Genomic DNA, 25,746 nt, shown 5'->3' with positions numbered 1-25,746 from the left:
GAGCAACCCTGTCAATCCGGAGAATCTCCCGAAGTACCGCGCAGGGGATGAGGCGATGTCACCGGATATTTCAGTCGTTATCCCGCTCTATAACAAAGGTCCCTACATCGCCCGTGCCTTAGACTCGGTCCTCGCCCAGACCTTTCAGGACTTTGAGGTGATCGTGGTGGACGACGGTTCCACCGACGGCGGGGCGGAGATGGTCGGGGGGTTCGGCGATCCCCGGGTCCGGCTGATCCGGCAGGAGAACCGGGGGGTGTCGGCGGCGAGAAACAGGGGGATCGAGGCGGCCCGGGCGGAGGTGGTTGCGTTCCTGGATGCGGATGACGAATGGATGCCCCGGCACCTTGAAGCCCTGATGAGACTGCGGGATACATTCCCTCGCGCCGGGGCGTACGGGACGGCATACCTCTTACAGGAGAATGATTCGACGGTCCGGGTTCCACCATTCAGCGCCGACATACCCCCGGAACCATGGGAAGGCCTGCTCCCCAACTATTACAGGGACGCTATCCGCGGCACCCCGCCGATCTCGTCGTCGATAGTCGCCGTACCCAGACGTATTCTGGACGAGATGGGAGGATTCGATACCGGCGCATGGTACGGGGAAGATGTGGACCTGTGGGGACGAATCGCTTTGAAGTACCCCATTGCTTTCACCTGGGACGGGATGGGGATCTACCACAAAGAAGCTGCGAACAGGGCCTGCAATAAGAAAGAGCCGATACGGGAGCATGTCTTCGTGACCTCCGCGCGGAATGCACTGCAGGCCGGAGAGGTGCCGCCGGAGTTGAGAGAAGACCTGCTGGAATATGTAGCATCCAGACAGATCCAGATTGCATGCCGTAATCTGGAGGCAGGCAGGCCCGATCTTGCAAGAGACAACCTGAAGGGTTGTAAGACCCGGTACCTCTGGAGATCTAAATATTCGGCCCTGTTCTGGGCATATGTTCCTTCAGATATGTATCTCGTACTGAAATCTCACACGGTAACTTCGGCTTTACTTACCGGGGTATCGAAAATCAAGAAAAGAGCAGCAAAGCAACTCAGGTTTAAATCTCAAACCGGAGGTGCCCTCAAGTGATCGGGGCGCTGCACTACTTCGTTACAGGTATTCCAGGACATTTTTGCGAACTGGTGCGATAACTCGTTTATCATTGACGGCAAGAATACTGTGGTTCCGGAGCTGCTGGAGGGTCGTGCGCGAGAGGCGAAGGGAAAGAACCCATCATGGGCCGTCATCCCTGTCAGAGGAGCATAATTCGGTTTTGACATTTTTAGGCGGCAGTTCCGGGACGGCAATCTCCCGCATCCCTGTTGCATGAGGCAATAGCCCGGGCCACCAGTTTCCAATCCTCCCCACCCAAGGAAGATGGATTGCTGCATCGTGTAGCGGGGCCGCAGGCTCGACGGCGCGTTCGTGCCACGTCCCGGTTCTAACGAGCCATCGCGACTGGCACTCCCGGCGCTCAAACTTCTTTCTCGAAGCTTGCGGGTTTCTCAATCAAGCTCCTGCCGTTCCGGCAGTCGCACCTGGAACATCGTTTTCCTCACTGGCGGGTTCGCGCTCTGCCTCTTCAACAACCCTGCAAAGCGGGGTGAACCCGGACGATCAAAAAAAGAATGAATATAAAAACCTATCCCATCCCGTAATAATTATTTAATGTGAGTTAATTGGAATTGATGAGAATTCTAATCACAATAAAAGATTCTAATCGCGCTTTGGAAATTTTCAAAACGTATTGATATATATGTCAGAGCGATGAAATAAGTCTGAGGGATTCCACCCTCACTGCCTGCCGGGAGGCCGAAAGGGGTCCTCCCGGAACGGATCTAGGAGATTACACATGAAGAAACCCCTATTCCTTGCGCTGGCACTATGCCTGGTGTTTGCTATGGCTGCATCGGCACAGGCTGCGCCAAGTCAGGAGGTATCAGAGGGTACCTACGACATCGTTGTGTACACTGACGATACCGAGATCATTGCGGAAGACAGCACTGGTCAGGTGATCAGCAGCGGAACAGCGGGAACAGATGACAGCGAAGTTATCCAGACCGCAATGAGGGCCGTCGAAGACGGTACCGTAGTCATTGCACCCGGGAACTATGCCCTGAGCAGTTCCATCGAAGTTGAGGTAATCAATCCTGCCGCAACTCCGACGCCGACGCCGACTTCCACACCGGTTCCCTCCGGGAACCCGGACCTCGTGGTGACCGACATCTCCTGGGAACCGGCGAGCCCGGCAACCGGCGACACGATCGTCATGAAAGCGGTGATCAAGAACCAGGGTGACGGCCCCACGCCTGCCGGCGTGAAGCATGGCGTCCTCTTTACGTTCGATGACGGGGCCGCCGGTCCCGGTGTCTGGTCCGACACCCACACGGCATCGATTGCCCCGGGTGCATGGGTTACGGTGACCGCCAACGGCGGCTCGGCCGGTGCAACCTGGAAGGCCGTCGAAGGCACTCACACCGTAAAGGCCAACGTAGACGATGTTTACCGGATCGCCGAGAGCGACGAGACGAACAACGTCATGAGCAAGGAGATCACGGTCCCCAGCGTTGCACCGACCCCGACTCCCACCGCGACGCCGACCTCCACACCGGCCCCTTCAGGGAACCCGGACCTCGTGGTGACCGACATCTCCTGGGAACCGGCGAGCCCGGCAACCGGCGACACGATCGTCATGAAAGCAGTGATCAAGAACCAGGGCACTGCTGCAACGCCATCCGGCACGATTCACGGGGTGGCCTTCACCTCGGACGGAAACCTTGGCTCCAAAGTCTGGTCTGACGACTTCAGGACTTCCATCGCCCCCGGAGCATCGGTCACGGTGACCGCGAACGGCGGCTCGGCCGGTGCGACCTGGGATGCGGCTGCGGGTACTTACACCATCCAGGCATGGGTGGACGACGTCGACCGGATGGTAGAGGAGAATGAGGACAACAACGTTCTCACGAAGACCATGACGGTGAAGGCGACCACACCGGCCCCGACACCCACCGTGACGCCGACACCCACTGCGACGGCGACTCCAAGGCCGACCCAGACCCCGGCACCGACTCCCGGTAACAATGTCTACGGAGCGGATGCCAACCCGACCGGAAACCCGATCGGCGGAGGCGACGGCTACACGAACATCGTCAGCCGAAGCAGTGCTGACTTCATCGTCGACACGAAGAGCGAACTGCTCTCGGCCCTGCAGAGCGCACGGTCCGGGGATGTCGTCTACGTCGAAGGCAACGCCAACATCGACATGAGCGGCACTTACAACACCCGGATTCCGGCAGGGGTCACCCTTGCGAGCAACCGGGGCGAGAACGGTGCTCTGGGCGGGCGGATCTACCAGAGCAAGCAGTCCAGCCCACCGTCCACGGCCGTCCTGTTCAGGGTCGACGGGCAGAATGTGAGGATCACCGGCCTCCGTATCGAGGGACCGGAAAAGAACACCAATTCGGTGAGTTACAAACCCATTGGAATCTACTGCACCCAGCGGAACAGTGAGATAGACAACTGTGAGATCTGGGGCTGGTGCGATGCCGGGATCAACATGGCCGGCACCGGAGGTTCGGGCATGAAGGCCGGCGGCTACATCCACCACAACAATATCCACCACTGCCAGATGGACGGTTATGGATACGGTATCGTGGTAACCGCCGGAGGTGTCGCCCTGATCGAAGCGAACTACTTCGACTACAACCGGCACTCGATCGCCGGAGACGGGGTTGCCGGGGATGGCTATGAGGCAAGGTACAACATCTGCGGCCCGCACGCCCTCGCAACGTCTCCGCATCCCTTCGATATGCACGGCAAGGCGTCCGGCTCAACCACGATTGCAGGTGACGAGGTCAGGATCCACCACAACACGTTCCTGGCCACGAGCCCCTCGGGTGCGTACCCGATTGCTATCCGGGGCGTTCCCCGCGTCGGGGCATACATCGACCACAACTGGTTCTACTACACCCAGCAGGCACCTGTCTGGCAGACGGACGGCAGAAGTGGGATCACCATGACCGACAACCTGATCGGGGCTTCCGGAACTCTCTCAAAGTCGGGTCCGATCAAGTACGTCTGAACTGGTAAGGAAGGTCAAGAGCAACCCCACAACCACCTTTTTTGGATGGGTGCTTCATCTATTTAATCGCACTTAGGCCCGATTCGACAGAACACTTTTTTTGCACGGAGACGTGGGCCGAGCCGGAAATCGTGCTGAAACGCGGCACCCCGGGTCCAATGAGCGTCCCTGGCGTACCGGGTTTTATTACGGCCCGAAAGTGTGCTGCCGGTAAAAAGGTTTATTGCGGACCAACGGAATCAAACACAACAAGTGAGATCCGGCGATTTCGTTCCTGTTGTCCAGATCCTGCTGTGTGCAGCACTGGTCATCTCGATAACTACCGGCACCAATCTTCCCTCCCGGGTCGAGAACAGAGGCTGGGACGAGCCTGAGCTGGCGGATCCATCGCGGAACCCTGCCGATTCCGGTAGTTCCCCGATCTGTAGCGATCAAAGCAGCGAAGGCGGTTCCCGAATTCCACATATCCACGGAGTTCAACTCCTCGGTGGCGGGATCTGGACTGCGAGCGCCGAAGATGGAGATCTTCGTGCGATGCCGTCGGCCATCGATATTTACAGGACGATACGCGAGACGCTGCTATCCCTGGGGCAAAACAACACGAGTATTTTGGAATTTTTCCTGCCCCCCTTCTTCGCAGGCTCTCCGGATCCGGCATCCCCCGATCAGGAGGAGACGTTCGGTGCGGAATCGAATCCCACCGGCAACCCCATCAGCGGAGGGGAGGGCTACGACGAGATATTCACTTCGACGGACTCGAGAGTGGACTATGTCGTTACAACCACCGACGAGTTGCTTGCCGCCCTTTCGAGCGCGGAAAGCGGAGATGTAATCTACGTCGATGAGATGGCCCGGATCGACCTCACGGATATTTCGGGAGGAGTGACCGTACCGGAAGGAGTGACCCTTGCCGGCAACAGGGGGGAGAGGAATACAATCGGATCGGCGATATACTCGTTCGAGGTTGAGGAGGCCGGAGATTATGTTGTCTGGGGCCTTGCGTCCGCATCCCATGAGGAGAGCGATTCTTTCTGGATCTCGGTAGATGGAGAAGGAACCCGGCGGTGGGACCTTGAAGCCGGTTCTGATTGGCGCTGGAACAGGGAAGGGGTCCACCGCCTCTCCAGCGGTCAGCACACCCTGACCATCCATTGGCGGGAGAAGAACTCGAAACTCGACGGGATCCTCATCACAGACGACACGGATTATCTTCCGGATGCTGCCATGGAAGAGCAGAGCGGAGAGAGACACACCTGGATAGAAGCTGAATCCGGTACGATCTCATCTCCGATGGAGGCAATCGCAGACTCCGTTGCGTTGGGAGGAGCGTATATCTCGGCTCCTGATGGCCCCGGCATGGGCGAACTCCCGGTCTCCCCGGGCGGAAGGATCTCCCTGGCATCGACAGACTCCAACTACCCGGCCGGACTCATCGTCGGGGGGGAGAACGTGAGGATCACCGGCCTCCGTATCGAGGGACCGGACAAGGACACCGACTGGATCGATGAAAAGAAGATCGGAATCTACTGCACCCACCGGAACTTTGAGGTGGACAACTGCGAGATCTGGGGCTGGAACGGCGCTGCGATCACCATGGTCGGCACCGGAGGCTCCGACATGAAGGCCGGCGGCTACATTCACCACAACTATATCCACCACTGCCAGATGGACGGTCTCGGATACGGTATCGTGGTCTCCGCCGGCGGCGTAGCTCTGGTCGAGGCGAACTACTTCGACTACTGCCGGCACGCGATCGCCGGGACCGGGGTCGCCGGGGATGGCTATGAGGCAAGGTACAACATCTGCGGCCCGCACGCCATCGCAACGTCCCCGCACGCCTTCGACATGCACGGCAAGCCCGACCCGAACGGCTCCGGCACGATTGCAGGCGACACGATCCTGATCCACCACAACACATTCCAGGCCACCCAGCCCACGGGTGCGTACCCGGTAGCCATCCGCGGGGTCCCCCGGGACGGGGCGTACATCGACCACAACTGGTTCTACTACACCCAGCAGGCACCAGTCTGGCAGACGGACGGCAGAAGTGGGATCACCATGACCGACAACCTGATCGGGCCCGAACGGAATTTCCACGAAGAGGGACCGATACGCCACGTATAGAGGAAAAGGCGCCACCGGACGGGGCAGGCCCTGTGTGCGAGACAGCATAACCCGCTGCTCCCCTTCCGCCAATACAGAACTTACTCAGACCGCACGCAGAATATTCTGGAGCACCCTTTCGCCGGGGCGCCGACGGTTCGCAAACTTAACTTTATTAGGTTTGAGCGTTGAAGTGCGGTTCGGTCTGAAAATGAAGATCCGATCGCTTGAGAGGCTGGCCAACATCCTCCCGTACCTGACGCTCTCTTTCTACATCGTCGGCTGCATCTTCTGTGTCTATATCGACAGAATGAGCTATCTGGTCAACGGTTCAATCATAGCGGTTCCTGCGATCATCGCGTGTGCCGTATTCATTCTCATAAAGAAAAGGGATCCCGACCTGTCAGAGAAAGCGGCGGTATTTCGGTATAGCCTTCTCTTGTCTCCGGTATTCTTCCTGCTGTACTCCACGCTTGCCGTCCTGGTCCTGCTCGTAACGGACATCGATTTCGAACTGGGCCTGTTTCCGGCACTCATCCTGTACACGACAATCTTCGTCCAGATACTGTCCTGGCGGCTACGCCCGGTGACGGTGCTCCTTGAGACCATGCTCACGCTCGCAATCACGATCTACAGCTACACCCTGCGGCCGGCTCTGTACTTCGGGACAACGGATATCCTGTCGCACAGTTACATGGCCACGGTCACGTATCTGTCAGGGCACGTCATCCCGCCCGATGTCGGAACATACACCTACTTCCCCCTATACCACATATTTGTGGCTCAATCTTCGCAGATGCTGGGCATGGATATCCAGACAGCCCTCTTTGTCACCACGGGCCTGATCTTCGCTTCAACGGTGCTGTTCCTGTACTATCTGGTCAACAGCATATTCCGTAACGAACAGATCGCCCTTCTGGCGGTTCTTGCGTACGCAATGAACGCCGACGTCATATTCTACGGGACGTACATGGTGACGAGGATCATGGCATATGTCGGGTTTCTCATCCTCCTGTACCTGCTCTACACCATGACAGGCCCGAAGGCCGACGCGGAGCATGCCATCGTCAGGCCCGCCGCCAGAAAGATCCCCGCCGTGATCATGGCCGTCTTCATTCTGTTGACGCACCAGATCTCCATGCCCATGATCATCATCCTGATCGGGCTCCTCTTCGTCCTCGGATGGGCCATCCAGGAAAGGAAGCACGTGGATCCGGTCTTCCTGATGGTCCCCATATCCCTGTTTGCCTGTTACTGGACTTTCGTAGCCTACTCCTTCGTGAGGGAACTGCTCCCGCGTACCGAGTTATCGCTATACCAGGAGGTTGTTTTCACCGACGTGGTGTACAACGGCTGGAATTTCCTGGTTAGCCAGATTGACGGCCTGTTCGTCGTGTTCTTCGCATTGATCGGGGCGATTTATCTTATATGGAAGCAGCAGCCGAAATATTCGGCTGTATTTGGCCTTTTAGGACTGTTAGCAGTTCTCCTGAACGTTCCGAATATCCTTACCGTGATCTTCCAGTTCGCGGCAATCCTCCGAATCGATCGGTTCGCAATTCTGTTTCTGCCGATTCTTGCCGTCGTTATGGGTGTCGGGATATACCTTCTCACCCGGTACCTGTCCGCCGTGAGGCAGTCATCAAGGTGGATCGGGGTAGTACTCATTGCCCTGATCCTCCTGTACGGCATCGGTTCTCTCGGGCTCGTCAGGGATGAGCCAAGCTACAAACGGTACTCTTTCGACCAGGACGAGGTAGCCGGGTTCGATCGCGTGTTAACGACGGTGCCCAGCGGATCCCCTCTGTACTCGGACTACTATACGTTGCGATTCTTCGGGAGAAAGAAGATCAACGAATCTGAAAGTCTGAACCTGCCTTACTATTCCGCTCGCATGATGCCGGAAGATCTGAGGATCTCGGAGAAGACGGGCTATATCGTTCTCCTGAATCACCAGTTCATGCATGGAGGGCTCCTCCTCGGGCCGGATGAGCTACTGGATGAAGCGGAGATTGATCCGGACAAAAGCCTTAAGCCCTACCGGCCCACGGAAGAGAATGTCCTGAACATGACAGGCAGATTGTCTACGGAGGATAAGGTTTACTCAAACGCCGCCGTCGAAGTCTACCATTTTCTGCACTGATGCCAGGAGAGGACGGATCGAACCGTCCTGCCATAACGGGCCCGGGAATTAACGGTGCGGCCCCCTTCAGGATTGCGGTTCATCTGTGCCCATCTTAAGGGTATAGCGGATTTCCATACCGGGCGAGCGGCCGGAGTCATCCAGGGTGACGCAGTTCAGGCTAACCTCGCACTTAAGACCCTCTGCGATCATGCACGCGATCAGGCTGCAGATCGAGCAGGGGCAGAGTATGCAGACCTCCGGAGACTCCTTTCGAAGTGCAGCACAGCCCGAGAAGAACAGGTAGTTGTGCAGGTGAAAGATCACCGTGTCGTCCACCCTTCTTATATCCACCCGGTCCGCGACGGAAAGGAGGTCCTCGCACACCTCACGGATAGCCCCCATCAGCAGGCCGTACTCAGAAGGCAGGACGAGTTCGTTGTCGCGTTTCAGATCCTCGAGAACGGGACCCGCCAGGGGATGGGCTATAGTCCCGGTGCTCCCGTCGTGATAAGCAAACCCACCTCCGTCTCCGAAAAGGGGCCTGCAGGCGGGCTGGGTAGGAATGAACTGCATAACCCTCCCGTCCGGGCTATCCGGCGGAAGGAAGATTGCAGTCCCGTAGCCACCCAGGTTCCGGATGATCCGGCCGAGAGCAGGGATGCCCTGCAGGGAGAGCCGGCTGGCCAACCTTGCGTCGACCGACTCGCCCCCGCCGAACGCGAAGAGAAACACTCCCCCGATGAAGCAGGTCGTACTCAGCATGAAGAGGGGGGTCTGCATGTATCTCCACTGATCTGTCGCCAGGGCTGCAATGAGGAGCAGGACTGCAAAACCTATGAGAAGGGATGCGCCGATTCTGTAGCGTTCACGTTCGTCTGTCTCCATGTCAATCACTCAAACAGAACTTATGTGATGCAGGGGACTCCTCACCCGCTGACCAGTTCCAGTATTCTCAGGACGATGACCAGACCGAAGAGCACCGTGCAGACTGCTGCCATACGGTGTATGTTGCGGATATACCCCGGTTTTGAAAACACCGGGTGGAAGATGTAGACTATGATGAAGAATCCCACGAGTATGGTGGCCATAAACATTTTCAGGTCCGGAATGTGGAGCATACTCATAAGACCGCTCACGGCAAGCATCCAGGCCGCCAGGGTGATCGATGCAACGTTTCTCTTCCGCATCGTTGTAACCGATCATGAGTCCATGCATATAATACCTGCGGAGATCCGAATCTATCGAAGGAGTGGCGACGGATTAGGGAGTTGCCCGATGTATATCTCCGATCTCCGCTGCACTGCTTCTTCCTTTCACTCCAATGGTGCCTTTCGCCTTCTCCTCCAGGAATTCGGCGAAGGATAGCAGGCACTCATAAGCCGCTTTGCACCCGTTTCATATCCATGCACGCAATGCCGTGCAAAACCCTCCCGTCGGCACCCAGGCCCCGTTCTCCGGGCGCTCCTGCCGGACACTCCTGTGAGAGGCCCTGCGGATGAGAGGGGCTAGCCTCCGTGCATACCTGTCACCCCATGAAATCGAAAACGGCATACCCACTCGTGACGAACCGAAACTTCCCCGGTCCCTGATGCGAGGATCCTTCCCCGACGGGATATCCCGCGGAGCCGGAAGGTGGGGGGCAGGCCGCTCATCGGCTCATGCCGGACCGGTCTTGCGATCGGCCAGGTGTTTGAGCAGGCCGGATCGATAGAGCACACCTTCAGCAATGCCTTTTATCGACTTTTCAGCCGTCCGGGCAAAACATATATCACTGATCTCGGGTCTAAAGCATGAGATCGCTTCATGCCGAGCTTCATCAGCAATCTCCTTAAGATGGCGTCGGGCACCGTGATTGCCCAGATCGTTGCCATAATCCTCATTCCCGTGGTTACGCGCCTCTATCCACCGGAATTCTTCGGGGTCAACCAGCTCTTCCTCTCCATAGGTGCGGTGATACTGGTCGTCTCCAACCTCTCCTATCACTTCGCGATCATGGTGACGGAGCGAGACGAAGATTCCGTGAACATCCTTGGGGTGTGTGTCGTCTGTCTGCTGGGTATCTCTACCGGGGTGGGCGTCGTCTTCGTCGGGTTTGCAGACTGGTTCGGAAGCGTCTTCAATACGCCGCTGATCGCCGACTACTTTGTATGGCTGCCGCTCTATATCATCTTCAGCAGCCTCATCGTGGTCCTGAATGAATGGCTCTCCCGGAAGGTGAGGTACGGCGTCATCGCCAGGGGCATCGTAACGAACACGGTCTCAACGCGGGTGATCCAGATCGGAGGCGGCCTGGCCCATGCCTCCCCGCTCGGCCTTATACTCGGTTCGGTGATAGGGACGGGTCTTGCCACTCTCTCCCTGCTCCGGGGATTGAAAGAGGACACTGCCCTCTTAAAGACCGTTACAGGAGAGCGAATGATGGCTCTTGCCGCTCGATATAAGCATTTCTCACTTTATGCGTCTCTCGGCAGCCTTGCCAACAGCGCATCCTGGGAACTGCCGGCCTTCATGCTTGCCTACTTCTTCAACCCGACTGTTGTCGGATACTATGCCCTTGCCATAATGGCAGTAAAGTTGCCCATGGCGATGGTAGGGAAATCGATCACACAGGTGTTCTTCCAGAAAGCGAGCGAGGAAAGAATCCAGACCGGGGACGTAAAGAACGTGGTCCGTGAGGTCCACACGAGGCTGATCTCCATCGGCATTTTCCCTTTCGTTGTCTTTGTGATCCTCGCCCAGGACCTCTTCACCTTCGTCTTCGGTGCAAACTGGCTCACAGCAGGCACCTATGCGATGATTATCGCTCCATGGATCTTCGCCGTATTCATCATCTCACCCATTACATCCCTCTTCGGCGTTCTCGACAAGCAGAGGGCTTTTTTCTTCTTCGAGATCCTGACCCTGTGCGCATTGACGCTCCTCTTCTACATCGGCGGCACCTTCGGCGATCCCATTATAGCGCTCACGCTCTTTTCCATCGGCGGCGTTTTCATCTGGGGGGCGAAGAGCGCCTACCTCATACGGGAGTCTGAGGCCGGGTACCGGGACAGCGTCCTCAGCCTGGCCCGGCACCTGCTGCTCAGCATCGGTGTATCCCTCCCCCTCATAATTGCGAAGTTTGCGGGGGTCCCGTTCCTGCTCCTGCTCGGGGTCGCGGGAGTGACCGCGGCGGCCTACTACCTCCTGATCTTCTTCACGGATGCCCTGATCCGCAAGGAGGTCCTGAGGATGATCCGGGGTTCCGTCCCCCCGGGACACGTTGAGTGGATGGAGCGGCTGGGGTTGTTCCGATGACGGGGTCGGCAGGGGTTGTACGGAAGCCGTTCGAAGGATCGGGCATGAAAAGGCAGGTGAATCCGGGGGATTCCCCATGTGGGCCAGTCTGACCGGCGGCCGTACGGGCCGGCTGTCTCACTCAGTCGGAGGAGCCCGCAACCCCTCTTTCTTCCACCACTTCGCGATCTCCTCACCGCTCGTCATCCAGGCGCCCTTATCGTGCCCATACTTCAGGATCTTCCGGTAGAACCGGAGCGTCGTGCCGAGCATGAATTCGTTATGCCAGAGTACGGTGATCACGCCGTGAAGCCGCTCGACAGTGGCGAGGAGGCGTTCTATCTGGGCCCAGGCCTGCTCCGGGTTCAACGACATGTAATGGAGCAATGTCCGGTCCATGATCGTGAGCGGGATCTCCATGATATCCATCTCCCGGCCGGTATTCAGGTTGAAAGGCAAAAAAGGGTGGCACATGCCGTTCCGAAACCCGACACAGTCCGAATACCCCAGGGTGGTGTCATACAGGAACCCTGCATCCTCCAGCAGTTCCCAGGTCTCCGGCACCCGGAACTTGAGAAAATGGTTTCTGCACCCGGCTATCTGCCGGTTAAGGATCTTCTCCAGGCGCCGTTTCTCCGCCTGCAGCCTCTCCGGGTTCAGGTAGGCCTCGCAACCTCCGTGCAGGCCGATCTCCCACCCCCCATCAAGGAGCGTGCACATCTCCCCTTCAACATCCTCAAGCGCGTATGCGTACTCCCGTGCCCCCTTCTCCGGGGCAAGGAAGTAGAAGCTGGAGCATGCGCCGTGGGACTCCTCGAGGTCGGCGATCTCTTTGAAGTTCCACGCGGGGAGTTTCTTCGAGCGCATTTGCAGAGCGGTGTTGCCGGCACGCTTAAAATTCCCGTCTTTCAGCGCTTTTGCGATCTCATAACCTTTGGAACGGAGAGGCCGGTACACAGTGTCGATGTCGTGCGTAAGACAGATTGCAAACGGCTGCGATTCCGGGTATTCGCAATGAAAGCCGTTCTCCACCAGCACCTGCGATGCCCGGGGCACGCATATGTCCCGGTGGCGGCTCCGATAGTATGGAAACCGATCGTGCCGGTCCTGATCGCAGCTCCCGTACTCCTCCTGTCTGGTGAACAGGTCCCATATCTCCCCATCCTGCCGGAGCAGATCCATCATGCTCGGGGATGCCTCTCCCCTGTAACCCTGAGTCGGCGAATATAACTTTCCGGTCAGTGCAGCATTCAATTGATGTTCCGCTAACATATCATGGCTCCTGTTCGGCCTCCGGCGATTGCTTTCGGACACGTCTGTCCCTGAGATGGTTGTCACTGGAAGACCTCCTCAAAGGAGAATGCCGTGTACTCCGCGTACGACGCATCAAGAATCTTCCGTTCCAGATCCTCCCGTGCAACGGCAAAGGACATGGTGTCGGGGTACCCGATATAGCTGTACTCGGTGGCACCGCTGTAACTGGTGGAGTTCGATGCCGCTCGCAGGATCTCTATCATCTCGGGCGTGCCGATGCTGCGGCCTTCGTTTATGAACCGGTTCAGGGTATCGTTCATTGCTATGTACCGGTAATGGGTCGGCAGAATAGATCCCGGCCCTCCGTCGGCTGTTGCTTCTGCGTCCGGTCTGGCGTTATAGGTATAGAAGCTGTTGGTCGTCAGGATTGCGGGGATGCCGGTCGGCGGAACGTCGCCGGGTCTCCGTACCGCCATGCCATAGGAGTCGGACTCGAACGTCACCGACGGGGTCTCGTTGGGATCCGTTTTGTACGGCACCGAGACTGCGGTATTCCAGCCTCCCGTCCGGGTCATGTCCCGCGACATCCAGTAGGCTTCCGCCTCGGGGATGGTCCGGCAGTGCTGCAGGGTTTCCATATAGAGCGTGGAGTATTCTAGCAGGTCCGTTGCACTGAAGTTCGGGCCGTATCCGACGGAATGCGTGACCAGGATCAGGCCTTCCTCGTTCATGGCGTTGTATGTCCCGTAGAAGCCGGGCCAGTCGATACCCACGACCCGCATCTTGCCGCTTCCCTCTTCGGGTTCGGTTGCGACGATGAGGAGGGTGTTCACCGTGACCTTCCGCAGGTCGTTCTCTCCGTCCATGTTCTTGCCGTGGATCAACCCACCGGAAAGTTCGTCGTTCCGGGTCAGGTTGCCCCAGACGACTGCGTTTGAACACATCGGGCTGCCCGGTTCCCCCTTCTCCTCGTTCAGTATGGCATCTCTCAGATGTACCATACAGTAAAGAGCATTTATCGCCAGAATATCGTCGCGCGTGATATCCCGCTTGAGGACGTCGATGCGCATGCTGGTTTCGGAGTCCCGCATGCCCTGGATCATCGCATCGGCAACGGGAATATAGGGATCGTTTGCTGAGAAGTTGTCCCGGATGAAGGGAAGGAGGTCGTTTTCATAGAGCGACGGAGATCGGGCATAGTACTCGATCAGGACATACTCGACCCAGTCCCTGATCTGCGGACCGACAAGATATCCCTGGGCATACGCCCGCTCTTCGTCGGTCCCCCGGAGTTGCAGGACCGGATACCCTTTTATCGTCTTCAGGGTTCCCCCGCCGCTCCCCCGGCTGACACTCAACTCCTCATCCGGGTAAGGAGTCGGGGCGAGCAGTGTCAGGTCAATCCCGGAAACGTCGTTGCCGTCGGTCACGTCAACGCTCGTCGGCAGCAGGTAATCGTCGGTCCGGTACCAGCCGGCGGGTTCCAGGTAATCTTCATGATCGATTCCCCCGTCACCGTTCGTATCTTTCCAGGCATAGAGGAAGTATTCGCCGGGTTTGGGAACCCTGATGCTATAGGAGCCCGGGGCGCTGATGGTTGTATACGCGACAACGTGCCGCGATGCGTATGGCTGCACCTCCGTTTCCACCTCGCGTATCTTCTGAAGAACGACCGGGTAGAGCGCGAGGATGTATATCGTGCCGGGGTCCCGGTCCTCGGAGACAAGGGTGCCGGATATCGTAACCTCCTTGTCCGTTAACGGCAACTGCTGAAAGCCGGGATAGAAGGCAATCAGTGCCATGAGGGCGATAAGGACGAAGATGGCCGCGAGCAGCGCCTTCATCAGGACGGGACTTCCTTGTTCCATGTATATGCTCCAGGTGATTTGTCGGTGTGTGCTTGCGGTGAGAAGAAACCTGTCATCGTCAAATCCTTGAGAGTATATTAACATTACGCCGGGAACACGGGGGGATTTACTTCTTCTGCAAAATCAAGGTTTATCCGAATTCCAGAGAGAACTCGTAAAAATGAGGAGCCCGCGTAGAACCCTCAAGCAAAAAATCCGCCCTCTCACAACGGCCCTGCAGGCATGCCCCGCACCGGTGCGATCTCCGTCAAACCAGGCAGTCCGACTGCCAGGAAGGGCGATAAAACGGCGGTCGGCAACTGCTCTGTGCCGGTCAACCTACCCTGCAGTGGGGGCATCAGCAGGTTGAAGCCCGGAGAGTTTTCGTTTCAACTGGTAAGCAAGAGATACTGTCCTCGATAGCGGGACCAATCTTGCATGAATCGGTACGTGCTCGGCCCCGAATTTTGCCTTGCCCTGCAGGCGGGGGTTTCCCGGTTCCAGTTTCTGCCGCCCGAAGGAGAGTTTTTCATAGCCGTTATCCCACGCCCAGTTGACCAGGTCCCAGTAAATAGGATACGTGGGGGTATACCTGTTCGGAAGGTCCCGGTTCAGGGCCAGGTACTGGTAATAGGCGGTTGTTCGATCCGGGGATGCCAGTGTCAGCCATCCGCCTGCAAATACGTCGCCGTTCGTCAGGGTCGCGATCCTCACTTCGTCCGGGAAACGTTCCATAAGTCTCTCAAAGAAGGAGAACGGCAGGATATCCCCGTTGATGTGTGTTAAGTTTTCTACATAGTAATGATAGAATCTTTTGATTTCCGATGGTTCGTGCACCTCCTGAATCGTAAAACCTCTCTTTTCGAATATCTGGATGTTGTACCGCATGTTCCTCGAAAATGTGCTCCATATGGCCTCCGGAGGTTTCTGTTTCAGGTCCAGCATCATATTGCCCGTATGCTCAACAATGAAATTGTCGCGGTTTATTGCCGCTATAATGTCCGGATGGTAGACGTTGAAGTGCAGGAACGAGTAATCTTCTGCGAAGAGCGACAGAATCTCATCAAGGCGGCCGGCATCAAACGAATCATCCAGGATCATGTTGTTGAATTCGGAGTGAGGCAGGCTGTTCAGGCCCCGGAAAAAGCCTACCGACTGTTCAATGAACGGGCATATGCCAACGACCTTCCCGCCATCCAGGATAAGATAGTAGCGTAATCGCAGTTTCAGCACATCCTCGAGGATGTGCTTCCAGCGTATGCTGTGAAACGGTGTGCCCTCCCGGGATCGATCGTTAAACTCTTCCCATTGGTGTATGCTCCCTTCGGACAACAGCTCAATGGAATAAGCCATGAGGGGCACCTTGCCGAACAACACTGATAATACTTTCCACTACCTCTGGTCTGTCCTTCGAACGGATGCGGCCCATGCAGCCCAGCAACGAAGCGCCGCGGTAAAACCCGGTCACCTCCGTTGCGGGGATCCTGTGCCGGCTCTTGAGGTGAGGCGGGAGGCCACGCCCTTCACGCGATTGTTGAGTCCGTTTATGATGTTGTACCTGGGCCCGGACAGTTCAACGCCGTAGTAAGGAACAAGGTCCGGGTTGAAAGTGGAGACAAATGCACTCAGGCGGGCCATGTTTCCTCCCATCAAATTGACTGATGAACAATTCCGATCCGCGAAGTGAGTGATAACCTCGCCGAGAAGAAGCGAGGCCGCCCCTGTGTTCAGGTGCTCTTCCGAGGAGGCAGCAGACCAGCGATGAGCAGTCTTCCGGTCGCAGATGATGACTTCAGCCGCAGCGACCTCTCCCGAAGGAGTCCTCGCGACCCACATCTCGCCCAGGTTCTTCTTCCGGATCGTATCCAGCATGTTCACGAGGTGTTTCTTGGAGAACGGCGGTTGCGAATTCTGCTTTGCAAAGGTGTTTTTCGTGAGTTCCCAGTATGTCTCGGGGTCGAAATGCTCTGTCGCGGTAATACCCAGTTTCTCGGCTTTACGAATACTTCGCCGTGCATTTTTGGAAATGTGTTCGAACACGTCCCCGTCGATCGGAAGCATATACGTGTAGTATACCCTGGCACCCCACCCGTTCCTGGTGAATCCTCGAATATCCCCCAGTCCCGGGGAATTCACCAGGTCCACGTGGTCGAATCTTTTCCGGACAATGTGATCGCGGATGGATGCGATGACCTTTTCGGCATGCAACTCCTTCTCTCTCCGTTTGGTGCTTTCTATGCCGGCTGTCACTATCCCCCCGTATGGGGCCAGCAGCGCCGCGGAAGAGGCGATTCTGAGCAATCCGTACGGATTCGACAGGAGAAGGGGGCAACCCCCGATCAATGTCTCATCCTCGTAGCACCCAAGTATCACCAGTGTCCGGTCCAGGGATGAAGCAGTCTTCTGCAACCAGTCGCTCGTGTGGAAGACCGTCCCCTGAGGAGAGCCGGCGACCAATTCGTCCCAAGCCGTCAGTTCGCCGGACTCCAGCGCCCTTACCTCGGTTCGCGCCATTCAGGACACCCGGCCCGTTGAGGGGGCACCAGCCTCCCGGCTTCCTGAAACGGTCTGTCTCAACTGGTAGAGCAGGGAAGCCGTCTTCGAAAGCAGGACTACCCTCGAATGGATTGGCACGGGTTCGGCCCCGAACTTTGCTTTGCTTCGGACACGAGGATTATCCAGCTTCTCCCGTCCGAACGATATCTTCTCATAGCCGTTCTCCCACGCCCAGTTGATCCCCTCCCACGAAAGGTAGTAACTGGGAGAGTACTTGTTCGGGAGGTCCCGGTTGAGTGCAAGGTACTGGAAGTAAGCGGTTTTTCGGGCAGGGTCCAGCAACGTCAGGTTTCCGCCGGCGAATACGCCATTGTTCGTCACGATTGCAACCCTCACTTCGTCCGGAGAAAATGAGTCCAGAAGCCTCTCGAAGAAGGTAAACGGCAGGATATACCCTTTTATGTGGCTCAGGTTTTCCCTGTAATACTGATAAAATTTTTCCATGTCCTGCCCTTTTCCTACCTCCTGGACCGTAAAGCCTCCTTTTTCAAATCTACTGACTTTGTATCGCTCGTCCTTCGAGAGGATCTCCTCCCATATCGTCTCGGGCGGAGTCTGATCCAGGTCCAGTAGTATATTGCATCCATCCTCGTTCGGGACATTAACGTACCCGATCCTGTCAGGTAAGGCCGAATCGTACGTATTAAAGGACAAAAACGAATATTTATTCGCGAAGAGGGACAGAATTTCGCTGATATGATCGGCATTGAACGTATCGTCCAGCAGGATGTTGCTGTACTCGGATCGGGGTATACTGCTTAAGCCTCGAAAGAGTTTCATCGACCGTTTGACAAAGGGGCATATGCCGACGACCTTCCCGCCATCCAGGATAAGATAGTAGCGTAATCGCAATTTCAGCACATCTTCGAGTATGTTCTTCCAACGTATGCTGTGAAACGGCGTCCCTTCCCTGCACCGGCAATTAAATTCTTCCCACCGGTGAGCATTGCTCTGTGATAGCAGTTCGATGGAATACGTCATGAAGGGCACCTTAAGCGACACCGGCATTAACGTTTTCTATCATCCCGTAAGGCCCATCCCGATGCTCTTCCGGCCGCGATGATGCAGGCCCGATCTCTCTGTGCCGGGATCAACGCCCGTTATCAGGGCCTTCCTCCTGCATGCTTCCGGGTATTCGCCCGGTATGCCATATCCGTCGCCCGATGATACGAAGTATTAATACCGCTGCCCGGGTAGGTATCCCCATATGGCATATTCGATTGAGTTGTTATCCGAGGACACTGCAGACCAATGGGAGGAATTTAACAACCAATCAGGAGGAGGAACACCATTTCACAGTTTAAGGTGGAAACAGGTTCTCGAGGACATTTTTCATTCGAATTTGCGATATTATCTCATCCTCAACGAACAGGAAGTCGTCGGAATAAGTCCCTGGGCCGAACGGTCGGCGCTGAATTTCCTGGGGCTGGTCAGTATCCCCCACTCCGAGATGAACGGAATTGTGCTGGACGATACGTTCAATGCCGACCATTTCAATGAGATCCTGTCGCTCTTTGCGAAGAAGTACTCGTTCCTGCACTTCAATACGTGCAACCCCGCTCTGCTGGACGGGATCAGGTTCACCCATGTCTCCGGCGAGGATACAGGCCATATGATGACGGACCTGAGATCCAGCCCCCCCGATGCCATATGGGCCGGGCTCTCGAAGCGTACGAAACAGGCCCTCCGCACATTTGAGAACGACGGATTCGAGGTCTCGGAGATAAACCATCCGGACGAACTCGATGACTTTTACCGGTACTATTCCGGGAACATGACGCATATCAACGGCAAGATCCTGCCTCTTGCCTTCTTTGAGAAGCTCCTGGAGCAGTTCCCGGACGAAATAAGGGTTACGGCCTTAACCCGGAACGATCTCTTTGCCGGCGGATCCCTGGCACTCCTGGACCCGGCCAGGAAGATATACTATGGCAATTACCTGGCCATCAACCGGGACCTTCCGAACCGGTATACCCCCTCCTACCACATCATGTGGGAGAGCATTAACTGGGCGTGGAAGAACGGGTATGAAAAGTTATCTTCCGGGCGGCAGAAACTGGAACCGGGCAACCCCCGGTTCCGGTACAAGGCGAAGTTCGGGGCCGAGCATCTGCCGATCCATTCAAACCTTGTCCTGCTCTCAAAACCGATGCTGGTATCCTATAAGATAAGGGAGATGCTCCTCACGAACCGGGGAGCCTGACCGCGGGTACCCCTGCGGGGAGCAGGCCGCTGCACGAATTTTTGAGCGGGGATCAGAACGCTGCGGCCGATGCGACGGCTCCGGCTGTCATAATCTCCTCAAATTCCGGACTCGCGTCAGGAGAACCGGATAGATCACTCGAATCGGGCAAAAAGCACCCGGCGCCCGGATGCCGCGCCCATTAAGTCTCGCACCCGTACATGTCGAGGGGAATTCCCCGGGCGGATTGGTCGGGGGCTGCCCCGGATTGCAGCAACGTCTTATAGAGTCCGATATATCGGCATGCTACGGACTCCCAGGTGAATGTGACGCCTAACTCCCTGGCGGCCGTCATGAGCTTCCTGAGTCTCCCGGGATCGCCGAGCAGGTCCAGGACAGCGCTCACGATAGCCTCATCGTCGTCGGAACGATCGAATATCAGCGAACACGATCTAAGGAGATCGGCATGGTCGACATCGGCCCTGACGATGGGGACGGTGCCGCATATCAGGTATTCATAGATCTTGTTGGGGGAGGTTCTTACCCAGTACCTCACGTCCGGTCGTATGAGAAGGAAGCCGATGTGAGCCTTCTCGGTAAGTTCGACGGTCTCCTCCCGGGGAACACGCCCGAAAAACCGGAACCTGCCGTCATGCTTTCCGGCGAGAGCGTCGATCTTCGCCTTCGAGTCTTCATCCAGGGAGGTTCCACCGACGAAGAAGGTCACGTTATCATACGACCGAATGGCTGCATCTGCAATGTTAAGAAGGAGGGAAACATCTCTATCGGCCATGTTATTGAGGCTTCCTACATATACGGCATTTATGGGCGCCTCCGAATTTGCGGGGTCAATCTTTCTGTTTATCACCTCATCGTCATAATCCTCAGGCAACGGATAATTCGGAACCGCCACAACGCATGATGCCGGGAACAACCTCTGGACCGTATCGATATGGTGTTCGGAGACGGCAACTGCCCCGGAGATAACGTTCTTACCGAGGCCCTCGTAGAAAGCCGGCGTAGAAATACCCAGGTACTGTTTCCATACCTCGTAAACCTCATGCCTGTCATAGACGACCCTGGAGTTCTGCAGGCCGCCTTTAACCAGCATTCCGGCCAGCGGCAACAACTGGGGGTCATGAACATGGATAACAGACGGCTGCGCGGGATCGAAGCCGAGTACCTCCAATGCTTCAAGGCAGTCTTTCAGCATCTTCCGCCTTAAACAGTATCCGAGGAAATACAGGGTCCTGATCTTCCCCTGAAGGATCGATATATTTATTCTAAACCCCTTCTCCCCGTATCGGGAGAATGCTCCCGGTTTTGCGGAATCGCTCTTATAGTTATAGTGTACCCTGTAGATATTCAGTCCCTGATCCACAAGATATTTAGTATGCCTCTCAATCCTTGCATCCCCCTCACGATGCGCATCGAGAATAACGACGTTCATAGAACTACCTGCCGGTCAGTGGCGCCACGCTCGGGTTTATAACTAACGATCTTCAGACACCTGACGGGGCCATCCTAAATAACCAGCCTCGCGATAAAAATTCGAGATCATGGCATTTCCCGGAATTTACTGAAATTCCTGGGAAATTAACGGAAAACACCTCCACTCTGAAGCCGCACGCCAGCCGTCCCTGCGATGACCCCCGGAAACCGCAGGCGGCCTTCAATCACCTGTGCCATCGAACGGCTCTCGAGCAGGGGTAGGAGCGTCCAAGATGTAGTAGCAGAAGAAGGGGGAAAAATCCCACTCTCGACTCTTTTTTATACATAGGTGGATCCCTCCCGATGAGCAGGGTCAAATGTATTATCGCTTTAACTAACCGCTGAACGATCGATACTGAGAGGACACTGAAGGATTTCTCTCATGTTGTAGATCGTTAGAAATAGCGTTACAAAATTCCTCAAAGTATTTGTTTGAAAGAACCTCCCAATCAAAGTTTTTTATGGCGTAGTTCTGGATCTCTTTAGAATAATTCGAGTCATAATTACTCAAGTAATTGAGAATTTCGGACTCAGCGATATCATCGTTTGAAGGGTGAAACAGCAGTCCCAGATTGTTCTCTTCGACTAACTTAAAATTTGGTATTTTTGAAGCAATACACGGCAAACCTGACGCCATAGCCTCTGCTACCGTAAGAGTGGGTTCTCCTCCCTCATACTTGCTGGTCATGAAGAAAAAGTCTGCGCAACTGTATATCCCAGGCAATTCTTCGGATTTAACATAACCCAAAAACTTCACCTGCACGCCATTCTTTTTTGCGTATGCTTCTAATTCCGGTAAAAGTTTACCTCCCCCAACAACAACCAGAAGAACGTCATTATTGTAGTTTTGAATTCTTTTGAATAAATCAATCATCCTGAACGGCATTTTGTGGTATGTTAATCTCCCCACAGAGAGAAATACTGTTGATCCTGTTGGCAAGCCATACTTAGCTCGAATTTCATTTTTTTCGTAATTAGAACCAAATAAACCGGGATCTACCCCATTGATTATTTTTATGATATTCTTTTTATCAAATCCACTTGCTCTTAGATCTAAAATTGATTGGTCGCTGACTGAAGAAAAAGGAATATCTTCGTCCAATTTATCCAGACAGTACCTTTCAAGGGCCTCAGAAATGATTTGATATGGCTTTAGATAGAAAGGATATTTTATGCCGTGCGCCGTCGAATGAATGGTTACATAACTCCTCTTGAAGGGATTTGATTTTAGCATCAACGGATAGTGTAACCAGGCTATATCATACTGATCTTGCCGATTCTGGAAATATTTTGATACTTTATACCAGTAATGTACCAGGGAGAGTCTGCCGCATCCTGATACCGGTTCGATGGTTATATCCGGTCCGGTGGGAGAACAGACAGTGCATTCGACTCCCTTCTTTTCTAACTGCCGAACAACATTATATGCAACATTAGCAATTCCGGAACCGTAGGGATAGTATTCTGTCGTGCAGACTAATAGTTTCATTTTATTCCCCCATCCTGACGTTATAGTCGAATAATTTCAGTTCGCCTGTAACTGAATGCTCATGATCTGGCGGCACAGGCCTTACTCCACAAGCACGGGGTATCTTCATCGGCAACTTCCCCGGTTGAAAGGGCATTCTGAGGGTGTTGGGCGTATGCATACCGCTTCCTCAAAGATTCTGCATATACCACCTGGCAAATCTGCTCAGGCCTTCCCCGATAGGAACCTCGGGCCTGTATCCAACCAGTTTCCTCGCAAGAGAGGTGTCCGCCAGCGTATGCTCCGCATCGCCCTTCTGCCTGTTGGAGTACACCACCTCAGACTCACTCCCGGTTATCTCTCTGAGATGGGCGATCAGGTCGTTCACCGTAATCCGATGGCCGCCGCCGACATTCATCACGCGGCCGTCGGCGGCGTCCGTCTCGAGCAGCCTCCGGTTCACCCGGACGATATCGTCGATGTAGGTGAAGTCGCGGGTCTGGTTGCCGTCGCCAAAAACCGTGATCGGCTCGTTTGCAAGCAACTTTTTGGTGAAGATGGATATCGCGAGGTCAGGGCGCATCCTGGGGCCGTAAACCGTGAAATACCGGAGCGAGACTGTCGGGAGGCCGTAGACCTCGTAAAAGACCCGGCAATAGTGCTCGGCGGCGAGCTTCGAGACTCCGTAGGGAGAGAGCGGCACGGTGGGGTGCGTTTCATCGAACGGCAGGTACTGCACCTTCCCGTAAACCGAAGAGGAGGAAGCATTGATCACCCGCTTCACGCCGGCATCGAGGGAGGCCTTGAGGACGTTTAAGGTCCCGAGCACGTTGACGTTGTTCGGTTTGAACGGGTCCTCGACCGAGATCCTGACGCCGGCCTGGGCTGCCTCATGGAAGACGAACTCCACATCGGGGTCTATCACCCTCCGGAGGAGGTCGAGGTCGGTGATATCGCCTTCGATGAAACGCACGTTCGGATTTGCAAGGAGGGTCTGGAGGTTGCGCCGTTTCAACTCCGGCGAGTAGTAGTCGTCAAGGTTGTCGGTGATGACGACCTCGTGCTCTTTTGCGATCTCTTCGGCGATGTGGGATCCGATGAACCCCGCTCCTCCTATCACGGCAATCTTTGTCATAAATTCTCCTTACGATCAATATTTTTGAAAGGGCTCTACAGTCCCCTGGGATATGGATTTTTCGGCCCGGAGATCTTCCGGCTTGAGCCTCTCAAGAGACGAAAGATGCTCGGCGACCTCATCGCACGTCTCAGGGTTCTCTAACGCGAAGTCGATGATCACCTTGATGTATCCCGCCTTATCCCCGGTATCATATCTATGCCCCTGGAACGCATGAGCATAGATCTCCTGAGACTGGAGGAGGATCCGCATCGCGTCGGTGAGCTGGATCTCGCCTCCGACGCCCGGGGACGTACGCCCCAGGCATTCAAAGATCTCGGGACTGAAGACATAGCGTCCTATGGCACCGATGTTCGAGGGTGCATCCTCGATCCGGGGCTTTTCGATGATGTCATCGATGCGGTAGAGCGACGGGCTCGCCGGGGTGCCCCTGATGATCCCGTAACTGCTGACCTTCTCGCGGGGCACCGCCTCGACCGCAACGACGGAACGCCCGGTCTGCCCGTAGATCTCGATCAGCTGCTTCGTACAGGGGATATGGTTCCTGATGATGTCGTCTCCGAGAAGGACCGCAAACGGTTCGTCGCCGATGTGCTTTTCAGCACGCAAGATAGCGTCGCCAAGTCCTCTCGGCTCCTTCTGCCGGATGTAGTGGATATCGACGAGGGAAGAGACGTCACGCACCGTCTTGAGCGTCTCGTGTTTCCCGTGATCGCGCAGGTGCATCTCGAGTTCGGGCGAGTCGTCGAAGTAGTCCTCTATCGCCCGCTTCCCCCGCCCGGTAATGATGATCAGGTCGTCAATCCCTGAGTCGATCGCCTCTTCCACCACGTACTGGATCACCGGCCGGTCGATGAGCGGGAGCATCTCCTTGGGCATCGCCTTCGTCGCCGGGAGGAACCGGGTGCCGAGGCCTGCTGCAGGGATGACGGCCTTCCTGACCTCCCTCACCAGCAAACCCCCTCATAAATTTCCGCGGTCCGGGAAGCAGCCGCAATCCTCCGCCCGTCGATGACGGTCGCCCCGCTGTAGTCGAGGTGCTCAAACTCTTCCCACTCGGTCGTGATCAGGACGGCGTCGGCCGAGAGGACGGCCCGGGCCGATGGCGCGTAATCGATCTGCGGGAAGAGAGCGGCGAAGTTCTCCATGGCAAGAGGGTCGTAGGCAATGATATCGGCCCCCGCATCGAGCAGCGCCCTGACGATCGGGATGGCCCGGCTCTCCCTGACGTCGTCGGTGTCGGGCTTGAAGGCAAGACCGAGGATGCCGATCCGCCGCCCTTTGAGGTCAGGGATGCGTGCCTGTATCAGCCGGAACAGCCTCAGGGGTTGATCCTCGTTGACGCGCAACGCCGCGTGCAGGACATGGAGATCCTCGCCGTGGCCTCCCGCCCCGGCGATCAGGGCCCGGACGTCCTTTGGGAAACACGAACCCCCAAACCCGATTCCCGTCCGGAAGAAGGCCGGACCGATCCGGCTGTCAAGCCCGACCCCGGCAAAGACCTCCTCCGAGTCGATCCCGAGCTTCTTTGCAAGGTTGCCGATCTCGTTCGCAAAGCTGATCTTCGTGGCAAGGAAAGCGTTGCTCGCGTATTTGATCATCTCCGCCGTCCGGATCGAGGTCTCGATCTTCGGGCAGGTGAAGGAGGCGTAGAGGTTCCCGAGCATCCTTGCCGTCCTCGTATCCCCGGTACCGAGCACGATACGATCGGGCTCGCAGAAGTCGCGGACAGCGTTTCCCTCCCTGAGGAACTCCGGATTCGATCCGAGGCCGAAATCGACGAACGCCTGTTTCCCCGACTCCTGCTCGATAACCGAACGAACGGGTCCCTCGGTGCTCCCCGGGAAGACGGTGCTCTTGACGATGATGGAATGGAAGCCCGGCATCTCTTGCAGGCCCTCTCCGATCGTGGCACCCGCCGAGAGGATGTAAGCGAGGTCGATGGACCCGTCCTGCCGGGACGGGGTGCCGACACAGACGAACGTGATATCGGTATCGCGCACGGCAGCGGTGAGATCCGGAGTCGTGACAAGGTGCTCCCGGTTCTTCCGGATCAGGCCGTCGAGAGAGGGTTCATAGATCGGCGCCTCCCCCCGGGCGAGGAGATCCAGTTTCTTTCCATCGATATCGTAAAAGATGATGTCATGACCAAAATCAGCAAAACAAACACCGGTAACCGTGCCGACATACCCGCAACCAACGATCGATATTTTCATGTCTTTACCACCAGCCGATG

At 56.1% G+C, this 25,746-nt stretch carries 18 protein-coding genes; 6 read left to right on the top strand and 12 right to left on the bottom strand.

Annotated features, from left to right (window positions below):
* Positions 1-55: 55 nt before the first annotated feature.
* The 4 genes from DIC75_RS05080 to DIC75_RS05065 all read left to right on the top strand — a co-directional run bounded on the left by DIC75_RS05080 (position 56) and on the right by DIC75_RS05065 (position 8,322).
* Entirely contained in the window at positions 56-1,084 is a 1,029-nt protein-coding gene (locus DIC75_RS05080; protein WP_250986910.1) for a glycosyltransferase family 2 protein, read from the top strand.
* A 763-nt stretch (positions 1,085-1,847) separates the two neighbouring features.
* Entirely contained in the window at positions 1,848-4,076 is a 2,229-nt protein-coding gene (locus DIC75_RS05075) for a CARDB domain-containing protein (RefSeq protein ID WP_250986909.1), read from the top strand.
* A gap of 609 nt (positions 4,077-4,685) precedes the next feature.
* Positions 4,686-6,200 carry a right-handed parallel beta-helix repeat-containing protein gene (locus tag DIC75_RS05070; RefSeq protein WP_250986908.1) on the top strand — a complete coding sequence of 505 codons (1,515 nt, stop codon included), beginning with the start codon at positions 4,686-4,688 and terminating at the stop codon, positions 6,198-6,200.
* Between the two features lie 160 nt (positions 6,201-6,360).
* Positions 6,361-8,322 carry a hypothetical protein gene (locus tag DIC75_RS05065; protein WP_250986907.1) on the top strand — a complete coding sequence of 654 codons (1,962 nt, stop codon included), beginning with the start codon at positions 6,361-6,363 and terminating at the stop codon, positions 8,320-8,322.
* A 66-nt stretch (positions 8,323-8,388) separates the two neighbouring features.
* Here the strand turns inward: DIC75_RS05065 and DIC75_RS05060 are convergent, their stop codons facing one another.
* Positions 8,389-9,189, bottom strand: coding sequence for a DUF7982 domain-containing protein (locus DIC75_RS05060; protein ID WP_250986906.1), 801 nt, complete (start codon positions 9,187-9,189; stop codon positions 8,389-8,391).
* A gap of 41 nt (positions 9,190-9,230) precedes the next feature.
* Complete coding sequence (locus tag DIC75_RS05055; protein ID WP_250986905.1) at positions 9,231-9,491, bottom strand: DUF8044 family membrane protein; 261 nt, start codon at positions 9,489-9,491, stop codon at positions 9,231-9,233.
* A 616-nt stretch (positions 9,492-10,107) separates the two neighbouring features.
* Between DIC75_RS05055 and DIC75_RS05050 the strand changes: the two genes are divergently transcribed.
* A complete protein-coding gene (locus tag DIC75_RS05050; protein ID WP_250986904.1) occupies positions 10,108-11,598 on the top strand; it encodes a lipopolysaccharide biosynthesis protein in 1,491 nt (496 codons plus the stop codon).
* 117 nt (positions 11,599-11,715) lie between these two features.
* On the opposite strand, the gene DIC75_RS05045 is transcribed toward DIC75_RS05050, so the two are convergent.
* From DIC75_RS05045 to DIC75_RS05025, 5 genes are all read right to left on the bottom strand, one after another.
* Positions 11,716-12,762 carry a polysaccharide deacetylase family protein gene (locus DIC75_RS05045; protein WP_250986903.1) on the bottom strand — a complete coding sequence of 349 codons (1,047 nt, stop codon included), beginning with the start codon at positions 12,760-12,762 and terminating at the stop codon, positions 11,716-11,718.
* Between the two features lie 149 nt (positions 12,763-12,911).
* Positions 12,912-14,699 (bottom strand): C45 family peptidase, encoded by a 1,788-nt coding sequence (locus tag DIC75_RS05040; protein ID WP_250986902.1) that lies wholly within the window; start codon positions 14,697-14,699, stop codon positions 12,912-12,914.
* A 318-nt stretch (positions 14,700-15,017) separates the two neighbouring features.
* Positions 15,018-16,031 carry a GNAT family N-acetyltransferase gene (locus tag DIC75_RS05035; protein WP_250986901.1) on the bottom strand — a complete coding sequence of 338 codons (1,014 nt, stop codon included), beginning with the start codon at positions 16,029-16,031 and terminating at the stop codon, positions 15,018-15,020.
* A gap of 111 nt (positions 16,032-16,142) precedes the next feature.
* Positions 16,143-17,192, bottom strand: coding sequence for a GNAT family N-acetyltransferase (locus DIC75_RS05030; protein WP_250986900.1), 1,050 nt, complete (start codon positions 17,190-17,192; stop codon positions 16,143-16,145).
* Positions 17,193-18,215, bottom strand: a complete 1,023-nt coding sequence (locus tag DIC75_RS05025) for a GNAT family N-acetyltransferase (RefSeq protein ID WP_250986899.1) — start codon at positions 18,213-18,215, stop codon at positions 17,193-17,195.
* A gap of 361 nt (positions 18,216-18,576) precedes the next feature.
* On the opposite strand from DIC75_RS05025, the gene DIC75_RS05020 reads away from it, so the two are divergent.
* Entirely contained in the window at positions 18,577-19,437 is an 861-nt protein-coding gene (locus DIC75_RS05020) for a GNAT family N-acetyltransferase (protein ID WP_250986898.1), read from the top strand.
* Positions 19,438-19,618: 181 nt separating this feature from the next.
* Here DIC75_RS05020 and DIC75_RS05015 read toward each other — a convergent pair whose 3' ends face one another.
* The 5 genes from DIC75_RS05015 to DIC75_RS04995 form a co-directional block, all read right to left on the bottom strand.
* Positions 19,619-20,866: a glycosyltransferase family 4 protein gene (locus DIC75_RS05015; protein ID WP_250986897.1), complete on the bottom strand. Its 1,248-nt coding sequence runs from the start codon at positions 20,864-20,866 to the stop codon at positions 19,619-19,621.
* Positions 20,867-21,241: 375 nt separating this feature from the next.
* Positions 21,242-22,396 carry a glycosyltransferase family 4 protein gene (locus DIC75_RS05010; RefSeq protein ID WP_250986896.1) on the bottom strand — a complete coding sequence of 385 codons (1,155 nt, stop codon included), beginning with the start codon at positions 22,394-22,396 and terminating at the stop codon, positions 21,242-21,244.
* Between the two features lie 169 nt (positions 22,397-22,565).
* Complete coding sequence (locus tag DIC75_RS05005; RefSeq protein ID WP_250986895.1) at positions 22,566-23,510, bottom strand: SDR family oxidoreductase; 945 nt, start codon at positions 23,508-23,510, stop codon at positions 22,566-22,568.
* 15 nt (positions 23,511-23,525) lie between these two features.
* The gene (gene galU, locus DIC75_RS05000; RefSeq protein ID WP_250986894.1) at positions 23,526-24,461 is read right to left on the bottom strand and encodes a UTP--glucose-1-phosphate uridylyltransferase GalU; all 936 of its coding nucleotides are present in this window, start codon (positions 24,459-24,461) and stop codon (positions 23,526-23,528) included.
* Positions 24,458-25,726, bottom strand: a complete 1,269-nt coding sequence (locus tag DIC75_RS04995; RefSeq protein ID WP_250986893.1) for a UDP-glucose dehydrogenase family protein — start codon at positions 25,724-25,726, stop codon at positions 24,458-24,460. Before DIC75_RS04995 ends, galU begins: the two co-directional genes overlap by 4 nt.
* Positions 25,727-25,746 lie beyond the last annotated feature (20 nt).

It is taken from the genome of Methanoculleus oceani, from assembly GCF_023702065.1.
Taxonomy (GTDB): Archaea; Halobacteriota; Methanomicrobia; order Methanomicrobiales; family Methanoculleaceae; genus Methanoculleus; species Methanoculleus oceani.
This window is presented reverse-complemented; position numbering and strand designations above follow the sequence as displayed.

Bases quoted from the DNA above. Each gene is read 5' to 3' on its own strand.
- DIC75_RS05055 (WP_250986905.1), bottom strand. From the start codon at position 9,491: ATGCGGAAGAGAAACGTTGCATCGATCACCCTGGCGGCCTGGATGCTT.
- DIC75_RS05080 (WP_250986910.1), top strand. From the start codon at position 56: ATGTCACCGGATATTTCAGTCGTTATCCCGCTCTATAACAAAGGTCCC.
- DIC75_RS05030 (WP_250986900.1), bottom strand. From the start codon at position 17,192: ATGGCGCGAACCGAGGTAAGGGCGCTGGAGTCCGGCGAACTGACGGCT.
- DIC75_RS05015 (WP_250986897.1), bottom strand. From the start codon at position 20,866: ATGAACGTCGTTATTCTCGATGCGCATCGTGAGGGGGATGCAAGGATT.
- DIC75_RS05075 (WP_250986909.1), top strand. From the start codon at position 1,848: ATGAAGAAACCCCTATTCCTTGCGCTGGCACTATGCCTGGTGTTTGCT.
- DIC75_RS05005 (WP_250986895.1), bottom strand. From the start codon at position 23,510: ATGACAAAGATTGCCGTGATAGGAGGAGCGGGGTTCATCGGATCCCAC.
- DIC75_RS05050 (WP_250986904.1), top strand. From the start codon at position 10,108: ATGCCGAGCTTCATCAGCAATCTCCTTAAGATGGCGTCGGGCACCGTG.
- DIC75_RS04995 (WP_250986893.1), bottom strand. From the start codon at position 25,726: ATGAAAATATCGATCGTTGGTTGCGGGTATGTCGGCACGGTTACCGGT.
- DIC75_RS05045 (WP_250986903.1), bottom strand. From the start codon at position 12,762: ATGATGGATCTGCTCCGGCAGGATGGGGAGATATGGGACCTGTTCACC.
- DIC75_RS05040 (WP_250986902.1), bottom strand. From the start codon at position 14,699: ATGGAACAAGGAAGTCCCGTCCTGATGAAGGCGCTGCTCGCGGCCATC.
- DIC75_RS05025 (WP_250986899.1), bottom strand. From the start codon at position 18,215: ATGACGTATTCCATCGAACTGCTATCACAGAGCAATGCTCACCGGTGG.
- DIC75_RS05010 (WP_250986896.1), bottom strand. From the start codon at position 22,396: ATGAAACTATTAGTCTGCACGACAGAATACTATCCCTACGGTTCCGGA.
- DIC75_RS05035 (WP_250986901.1), bottom strand. From the start codon at position 16,031: ATGGCTTATTCCATTGAGCTGTTGTCCGAAGGGAGCATACACCAATGG.
- DIC75_RS05060 (WP_250986906.1), bottom strand. From the start codon at position 9,189: ATGGAGACAGACGAACGTGAACGCTACAGAATCGGCGCATCCCTTCTC.